This window comes from Streptomyces sp. NPDC059994 (assembly GCF_042737755.1).
Taxonomy (GTDB): Bacteria; Actinomycetota; Actinomycetes; order Streptomycetales; family Streptomycetaceae; genus Streptomyces.
Genome location: NZ_JBHWUR010000190.1, coordinates 1 through 7,163, shown reverse-complemented (window position 1 = coordinate 7,163; position 7,163 = coordinate 1). Strand labels below are relative to the sequence as shown.

Here is a 7,163-nt window from a genome sequence, read left to right as displayed (position 1 = left end):
CACCCGTAATGCGGCCAGCCGCCACCACTGAACCACACCGAAGGGACACGACCCATGACCCCCAAGACCACCATGACGGCCGTCGACGGTACCGATGCCCTCGCGTTCGTCATCATCCGCCCCGGCGAGACGCCCGGAGGCGTCTCCATCGAGGCCGCAGCGAACGGCATCAGCAAGCCCGGCGCCGCCTACGTCCTGCGCCATGTCGCCAACGGATGGGACGCCAGCGCAGACGACCCCAGCGCCACCCTGTCCGCCTTCAACACCCTTGCCGAACGGTACGAAGAGATCGCCGCCAAGACCACCACAGATGTCGGCAAGCAGCGCGCCACGCAGCTCAGCCGGGCCGCCAAGGACATCCGCATGGTCCTCACCACCGGCCGGATCCCGCACTGGCTCATGACGGACGCCGAGCTGGAGCAGTACGGAACCCCGGAGGCCACGTCATGACCATCCCCCTGTACGAGATCACCACCCGTGAGGGTGCCGACGGGGTCATGCATCCCGACGAGGGCCTGTGGACCCCGACCGCTGATGACGCGGTCGAGAAGGGCTTCATCTGCCACGACGGCCTGTACCTGACCGGCGTAGGCGAAGAGGACGACCCGCCCAGCGAGTTCGTCGCTCTCGGCCACGGCCACACCTGGACCGCCATGTGCCTCGCAGGCAAGGCGTACCTGAAGACCTTCGACTACGAGCCGGACGACCCCACACTCCGCCAGCCGCTGCCCGAACGCCGCCACGCGCACTTCCTGCGGCACCCCCACCCCGACTATCCGTGCGGCTGCGCGTGGGACGACTCGTGGCGCCTCGTCTACGTCCCCGAGGGCACACCCGGCGCGGTCGCCGTCACCGTCCTGCGACGGCCCGGAGGCGACCGGTGATTCGCCACTCCTTCCGCCGCCTGCGGGACGCCTGGGTGTGGTCCGGCGCCGACTACGACCCGGCACCTCCGCCCCCGTCACCCCTCCCGCGCCGTGACGACCACGTCACCGAATGGATCAAGCGGCAGCGCGACCAATTCGACGAGCGCCACGACACCGAGTGGGACGTCCTCGACAACCTCCTCTACCTGTACCTGCTCCACGCCGACCTCTGCGTCCCACTCGCCGAGCACATCTGCGAAAGCACGGCCACCGGCGGCGAATGCGACTGCCTCGAACGACCGACAAGGAGCGACGACGAATGAAGGCCATCAGCATCCGCCAGCCGTGGGCCGGCGCGATCGTCCACCAGTCGAAGCGGGTCGAGAACCGCACCTGGAAGCTCCCCGCCAGCATGCACGGCGCTCGGGTCCTCATCCACGCCGCGGCCCAGCCCGACCGTCACGCGATCGTCTACGGCCCGCACCTCGATGTGTACGGCGCGATCGTCGGCGTAGCCACGATCACCGGCTGCCACTGGGCCGAGAAAGGCCGGCTGTGTGGCCCCTGGAGCGACGACAACGCCTACCACTGGACGCTCGACGACGTGGTCGCGCTACCCGAGCCGGTCCCCGCCAAGGGTGCGCTCGGCTTCTGGACGCCCAACGAGGAGACCGTCAACGCCGTACTCCGCCAGGAGACGGGGGTGGCGTGGTGAGCCCGATCCGCATCAAGCGCGAGCGCACCAAAGGCTGGCGTGTCGAAGACCACGTCACCAGCCCGCTCGGCGCCAAATACGTCGGCCGCCCGACCCTGTACGGCAACCCGTTCCAGGTAGCCCGCGTCGGCAAGGTCTGGATCGTCTACGTCGATGCCGCACCCGGTGTGGCCGGCCGGACGGTCGCCATCGTCTCCGATGAGCGCAAGGCCAGGCAGATCGCTGTTGACAACTTCCGCGCCAGCCTTCGCACTCCTGGCGGCAGTGAGCAAGCCGAGTTCTTCGCCCACAAGCTCCGCGGCTGGGACCTCATGTGCTGGTGCCCGCTCCCCACCGACGGCGAGCCCGACCACTGCCACGCCGCCGTATTGCTGGAGATCGCGAACGAGGAGCACACGACATGAGGGCCTTCTACCGCGGCTACAACGCCGCCACTGGCCGCCGCGCCAAGCAGGTCCGCCGCCTGCACGTGATGCGCGAGGACGGCCAGTTCGCGGGCAAGCAGGGCCTGTGTGGAGCCCCGGGCTGGGGTGTCACCCACTCCCCGCCCGTCATCCTCGACCCGCTGCCCGCGACCCCGCCCGCCGGACTCGACTGGTGCCGGGCCTGCATCGGACACGCCGCCGACCTCGTCGGCCAGATCGACCAGGTCGCCAGCACCGTCGCCCGCCTCCAGCCGCCCACCGAAGGCCCCTGCGGGCGCTGCACCCAGACCCGGCCGCTCTTCTCCTTCGAGTGGATGCCCGACGGCGAGATGGAGTTCAAAGAGATCAAGCTGTGCGCCCGCTGCCACAGCCTCTCCGCCATCGAAGACGAAGACGGCCGCCTCGACTCGGGGCCGCTGCTCGACCGGATCGGAGCCACACGATGACCCGCCACCTCACCGTCGCCGAACGGCTCGCTACGGCCGAGAAGGATGTTCTCCTCGCCGAAATCGCCGACCAGTCCGAGTGGTCCCTGTTCGTCGTCCAGCAGGCCGTCCTCACCTTCGGCAGCCAGCACGACGAGTTCTCCTGCAACGACCTGCGCGACGTCCTGCCGGAACTCGGCCAGGGCTTCCTCGGCTCCGCCATCAACGGACTCCGCCGCGGCGGCGTGATCGAGCACACCGGCAACTACGTCCCGTCCACCAGCGCCAAGACCCACGCCCACGTGATCGCCGTCTGGCGGCTGAGTGTCCGTGGCCTCGTCATCGCCGAACAGCGACGACAGGCAGCACAAGGGAGGGCGGCGTGACCCCTCCGCTGATCCTCATCGTCTCCGGCGCGCGCAACCATCCCGATCCGAAGCTCGCCAGCCAGACCCTGTCGCACTTCGTCCTCTACGAGATCGACCGCGACCGGCCCGTCATCGTCCGCCACGGCGACTGCCCCGGCGAGATGTCCGTCGACCAGACCATCAGCCGGTGGATCCAGGCTTGCGGGCAGTGGGCTGGTGTCACCGGCGAGCCGTACCCGGCCGACTGGGACCACTGTGCCCCCAACTGCCCGCGCACCCCCGGGCACCGGCGGGTCAAGAAGCCGGGTGACGTCCACCACCCGGGCCTCCTGGCCGACTACTGCCCCGGCGCCGGACCCCGCCGCAACGCCGCCATGGTCAGCAAGATGCCGCGCGCCCACTACGCGCTCGTCTTCCCCGACCCCACCGGCCCCTCCTACGGCACCCACAACTGCGCACGCCTCGCACGGAACGCCGGAATCAACGTCCGGGAGGTCCGGCCATGAGCATCCGCGCCTTCAGCTTCGGCGGCGGCCAGCAATCCATGGCTTGCCTCGTCCTCGCCGCCCAAGGCCAGATCGACTTCCCGCTGTTCCTGTTCGCCAACGTCGGCGACGACTCGGAACTCCCCACCACCCTGCGCTACATCGAAGAGCACGCCAAGCCCTACGCCGCCAAGCACAGCATCGAACTCGTCGAGCTGCGCCGCATCATGCAGCGCGGCCCCGACAAGGGGCGCGAGCGCACTCTGCTCGGTGAGCTGGAGATGCCCGGCTCAAAGAGCGTGCGTATCCCCGTGCGCATGGCCAACGGGGCGCCCGGTAACCGGGACTGCACCAACCAGTGGAAGATCCGCCTCATAGCCGCCGAGACGAAGCGGCGCGGCGCTAGCGTCGAGCGGCCTGCCGATGTCGGGATCGGGATCAGCGTTGATGAGATCGGCCGCGCCAAGTCCTCCACCATCCCGCATCAGCGCACTGTGCACCCGCTGCTCGATATCGGGCTACGTCGCACGGACTGCCAGCGCATCATCCGCGACGCCGGACTGCCTGTCCCGCCCAAGAGCGCCTGCTGGTTCTGCCCCATGAAGCGGCCGGAGGACTGGCAGAACCTGCGCCGCGAGCATCCGGATCTATTCGCCAAGTCCTGCCAGCTCGAAGCGCAGCTCATCGAGCGCCGGGCCGGACTCGGCAAGGACCCGGTGTACCTGACCCGTTTCGCGCGCCCGCTGGCCGAGGCCATCCCGGACGGCGTCGACCTCCTCCCCATGTTCGACGAGGCCGACGGCGCCTGCGACTCCGGGTGGTGCATGACATGAGCGCCCGCAGCAGCCTGATCCTCGCCGCCCAGGCCCTCGCCGTCCTGCTGTGGCTGACCGTGCTGGCCGCGGTCGTCGCGCTCGCCTGGTGCGCCGTCGACCACATCCTCACCCGACGTCGGCGACGCGCCGCCACCGACCGCGAGATCGCCCGCCGCTACCGGCCCGACCACCTCGACCTCCACTCCCGCGAGGAAGGACGCCAGCCGTGACGAACCTCGACGCGATCTTCCTCGCCGCCGACGCCCTCAACACCAACGCCAGCGTCGTCGACCGCGGCATCGACGCACTCCTCCTCTACGGGCCCGGCGCCATCGTCACCATCGGCGCCTGGGCCGCCTACCGGGCCCTCAGCCGCGCCGCCGGACGGATCTACGACCAGGCCACCCAGAGCCACATCCCCGCCGCACCCGACAACACCGCAGGCGTCGACACCGACCTGCTCAACGCCTGCCTCCGCATCGACAACCAGCCGGACAGCCGGAAGGAGACGCCGTGACTACTGCAGTCCGCGAAGCCCCCCACCACCGCAACCTCACCTGCTACACCGACTACCGCTGCCGGCGCTCCGGCTGCGTGCGGCGATACCTGGACTGGGACCGCGACCGCATCGCCCGGCATGCAGACGGCAGCTGGGACAACCTCGTCGACGCGGCACCCGTCCGCCAGCATCTCCTCGCCCTCGAAGCAGCCGGCGTCCTCCCCAACCGGATCGCCAAAGCCACCGGCATCCCACTCCAGACCATCCGCGACTTCACCAGCCCACGAACGCGCGGACGCCGATACCGCACCTCGCCCGAAAGGGCCGCGAAGATCCTCGCCATCACCGCCGACGACACGACCCCGCTCTACGTCGACCCGACCGGCACACACCGCCGCATCCAAGCCCTCGTCGCCGCAGGCTGGCCCCTGATCTACATCGACCGGCGGCTCGGCTACAAGCGCGAACGCATGCGGAAGATCCTCGCCGAGAAGACCGTCCTCGGCACCACTGAGGAGCTCATCGCCACCACCTACGAGCAGCTCAGCCGCCGCAAGCCGGAATGCAACGGCGTTTCCAAGCAGTACGCCCGGCAGGCACGGAAGCGCGCCGCAGCCAACCGCTGGCCCACCCCCAAGTACTGGGACCAGTACCCGGACGGCATCGACGACCCCCACTTCGAGCCCATGTACGGGCGCACCCGCGGCGAACTCCTCGCAGCCGACGGCCGCGAACTCCTCGCCCACGGCGTCCACGTCGACCAAGCCGCCAAACGGCTTGGCGTCACCCGCCAGCACCTCCAACAGGCACTGGTCCGCCACCCCCAGCCCGAAACGGAGCTCGCCGTATGAGCCGCGACTGGCGTGACAACGCCGCCTGCCGACACGAAGACCCCGAGTCGTTCTTCCCGAGGGGCTCCGAAGGTCCCTGGGCGCTGGTCATCGAGGAAGCCAAAGCCGTCTGCCGGCGCTGCCCCGCAGTCAGTGACTGCCTCCAGTTCGCCCTCGACGAGAACATCCCGTCCGGCATCTACGGCGGCCTCACCGACACCGAACGCGTCGGCCTGCGCCGCTCCGTCCGCCGCGGCCACACCGCACCCGCTGCCGTAGGGGCGAAAGCCGACCAGGCCCGCCAGCCCCAGCGGGAACGCACCCTGCAAACCCTCTTCGACGACAACACCGTCGCCCTGTACGGCGGCCACCTCGCCTGGACCGGCCCCAGCGAAATCACCTTCAACGCCCACCGCTACAAGCCGCGGCGGCTGGCCTTCACCGTCAGCCGCGGACACGAACCCGCCGGCCGGGTCGCAACGAACTGCGGACGCGACTGCGTCCTGCCCGCTCACCTCACCGACGAGACTGAACGGGCAGCGAGCGCCATCAGCGACGACGGCAGCAGCGCGGTCGCCGCATGAGCTTCTGCGCCTTCCTCATCTGCGACGCCACCACCCCCGACGGCCACCGCTGCACTACCGAACACAGCCCGGCCCGAGCCCGAACTGCCCTCACGGTCCGGCGACGGCTCAAGAAGCAGGGCTGGCGGCGCAGTCGCGACGGACGGGATATCTGCCGCAACTGCTGGGACGCCGGACACCGCTAGCCGCACACGACACAGCCCCGCCGAAAGACGGGGCCGGGAGAGAAGGAAGGGAGGGGGGAGGGGATGTCAGTCGGTGGCGCGTTGTTCTGCGGCGAGTCGGCGCTTGTGCGCGGCGATCTCGCGGTTGATGTAGACGCGCAGGTCGGCAGCGCGCGACAGGCCCTTGGCGGCGCACACCTCGCCGTAGGCGTCCCACGTCTCCTTCTCGACGCGGACCACGCGGCCGGTCGTTCCCTTCGTCGTCATGTGGCCAGCGTAGCTGACCGTGCATTCGACGGGCACCCAGTGGTGCCCGACAGGAAGCAAGGTGCCCATCGCTTTGATGGGCACCCGGGGGTAGGGTGGACCTGCATCCAGGGCCCCAGCCGGGCCCTGCTGAAGCCTCCATGAGGGCTGTCCGAGAACCGCCAGCAGCCAGTTGCGACACCCCTCTCCGAGAAGAGACAGAAGTGAGCAAAGAGGCCATGGATTGGGCACTGGAGTTCGCTCCACCGATGCCCGCCCAGCTGATCGCCACGCTGAGCGGACTCGCCCGGCATGCCGACAAGCAGGGGCGAGGCGCCTACCCCTCCGTTGCTCGCCTGGCCGCCTACACCTGCAAGTCCGAGCGGTCCGTCCAGCGCGACCTGAAGGACTTGCGCAGCCTCGGAATGATCCGCCTCGGCGACCAGTCGAAGGCTGTCCACCTACCAGAAGGGAAGCGCCCCGAGGTCTACGACCTGGCCGTGGAGCGCGCCGTTCCAGGGGGCCGCGCAGGCGCCGATGAGGTGACGCGGACGTCACGGGTGACGCTGGCGTCATCCCGTCAACGAGGCGGAAAGAAGAAGCCCAGCTCAGACACGGTGAAGTCCGAATTGACCGGTGACGTGGACGTCACCCCTGACGTGGACGTCACCGGTGACGTCCACGTCGCGGATGGGGTGTCGGCCACGGCGCGGGGGGGGCGTCGTGGGAGGAACCCAAAAC

General features: G+C 69.5%; 14 protein-coding genes and 1 pseudogene. 14 read left to right on the top strand and 1 reads right to left on the bottom strand.

The window, feature by feature from the left end; translation table 11 throughout:
* Positions 1-54 precede the first annotated feature (54 nt).
* The 13 genes and pseudogenes from ACFWA7_RS39295 to ACFWA7_RS39235 all read left to right on the top strand — a co-directional run.
* On the top strand, positions 55-450 hold the full coding sequence (locus tag ACFWA7_RS39295; protein ID WP_385827967.1) for a hypothetical protein: 396 nt from the start codon (positions 55-57) through the stop codon (positions 448-450).
* A complete protein-coding gene (locus ACFWA7_RS39290) occupies positions 447-884 on the top strand; it encodes a hypothetical protein (RefSeq protein ID WP_385827965.1) in 438 nt (145 codons plus the stop codon). Before ACFWA7_RS39295 ends, ACFWA7_RS39290 begins: the two co-directional genes overlap by 4 nt.
* Positions 881-1,189 (top strand): hypothetical protein, encoded by a 309-nt coding sequence (locus ACFWA7_RS39285; protein ID WP_385827963.1) that lies wholly within the window; start codon positions 881-883, stop codon positions 1,187-1,189. The genes ACFWA7_RS39290 and ACFWA7_RS39285 overlap by 4 nt, the downstream gene beginning before the upstream one ends.
* Entirely contained in the window at positions 1,186-1,581 is a 396-nt protein-coding gene (locus ACFWA7_RS39280; protein WP_385827961.1) for a hypothetical protein, read from the top strand. The genes ACFWA7_RS39285 and ACFWA7_RS39280 overlap by 4 nt, the downstream gene beginning before the upstream one ends.
* On the top strand, positions 1,575-1,985 hold the full coding sequence (locus ACFWA7_RS39275) for a DUF4326 domain-containing protein (protein WP_385827959.1): 411 nt from the start codon (positions 1,575-1,577) through the stop codon (positions 1,983-1,985). Before ACFWA7_RS39280 ends, ACFWA7_RS39275 begins: the two co-directional genes overlap by 7 nt.
* Positions 1,982-2,452, top strand: a complete 471-nt coding sequence (locus tag ACFWA7_RS39270; protein WP_385827957.1) for a hypothetical protein — start codon at positions 1,982-1,984, stop codon at positions 2,450-2,452. The genes ACFWA7_RS39275 and ACFWA7_RS39270 overlap by 4 nt, the downstream gene beginning before the upstream one ends.
* On the top strand, positions 2,449-2,817 hold the full coding sequence (locus ACFWA7_RS39265) for a hypothetical protein (RefSeq protein WP_385827955.1): 369 nt from the start codon (positions 2,449-2,451) through the stop codon (positions 2,815-2,817). Before ACFWA7_RS39270 ends, ACFWA7_RS39265 begins: the two co-directional genes overlap by 4 nt.
* Positions 2,814-3,305: a hypothetical protein gene (locus ACFWA7_RS39260; RefSeq protein ID WP_385827953.1), complete on the top strand. Its 492-nt coding sequence runs from the start codon at positions 2,814-2,816 to the stop codon at positions 3,303-3,305. Before ACFWA7_RS39265 ends, ACFWA7_RS39260 begins: the two co-directional genes overlap by 4 nt.
* Positions 3,302-4,117 carry a phosphoadenosine phosphosulfate reductase gene (locus ACFWA7_RS39255; protein WP_385827951.1) on the top strand — a complete coding sequence of 272 codons (816 nt, stop codon included), beginning with the start codon at positions 3,302-3,304 and terminating at the stop codon, positions 4,115-4,117. The genes ACFWA7_RS39260 and ACFWA7_RS39255 overlap by 4 nt, the downstream gene beginning before the upstream one ends.
* A complete protein-coding gene (locus ACFWA7_RS39250) occupies positions 4,114-4,329 on the top strand; it encodes a hypothetical protein (protein WP_385827949.1) in 216 nt (71 codons plus the stop codon). The genes ACFWA7_RS39255 and ACFWA7_RS39250 overlap by 4 nt, the downstream gene beginning before the upstream one ends.
* The gene (locus ACFWA7_RS39245; RefSeq protein WP_385827947.1) at positions 4,326-4,616 is read left to right on the top strand and encodes a hypothetical protein; all 291 of its coding nucleotides are present in this window, start codon (positions 4,326-4,328) and stop codon (positions 4,614-4,616) included. The genes ACFWA7_RS39250 and ACFWA7_RS39245 overlap by 4 nt, the downstream gene beginning before the upstream one ends.
* Positions 4,613-5,449: a hypothetical protein gene (locus ACFWA7_RS39240; RefSeq protein ID WP_385827945.1), complete on the top strand. Its 837-nt coding sequence runs from the start codon at positions 4,613-4,615 to the stop codon at positions 5,447-5,449. The genes ACFWA7_RS39245 and ACFWA7_RS39240 overlap by 4 nt, the downstream gene beginning before the upstream one ends.
* Positions 5,446-5,703: pseudogene (locus ACFWA7_RS39235) on the top strand (WhiB family transcriptional regulator); the annotation flags it as partial. The gene ACFWA7_RS39240 and the pseudogene ACFWA7_RS39235, both read left to right, overlap by 4 nt.
* A 560-nt stretch (positions 5,704-6,263) precedes the next feature.
* Here ACFWA7_RS39235 and ACFWA7_RS39230 read toward each other — a convergent pair.
* On the bottom strand, positions 6,264-6,443 hold the full coding sequence (locus tag ACFWA7_RS39230; RefSeq protein ID WP_385827943.1) for a hypothetical protein: 180 nt from the start codon (positions 6,441-6,443) through the stop codon (positions 6,264-6,266).
* Between the two features lie 218 nt (positions 6,444-6,661).
* On the opposite strand from ACFWA7_RS39230, the gene ACFWA7_RS39225 reads away from it, so the two are divergent.
* Positions 6,662-7,163 (top strand): helix-turn-helix domain-containing protein (locus ACFWA7_RS39225; protein WP_385827941.1); only part of this gene is annotated, 502 nt, incomplete at its 3' end.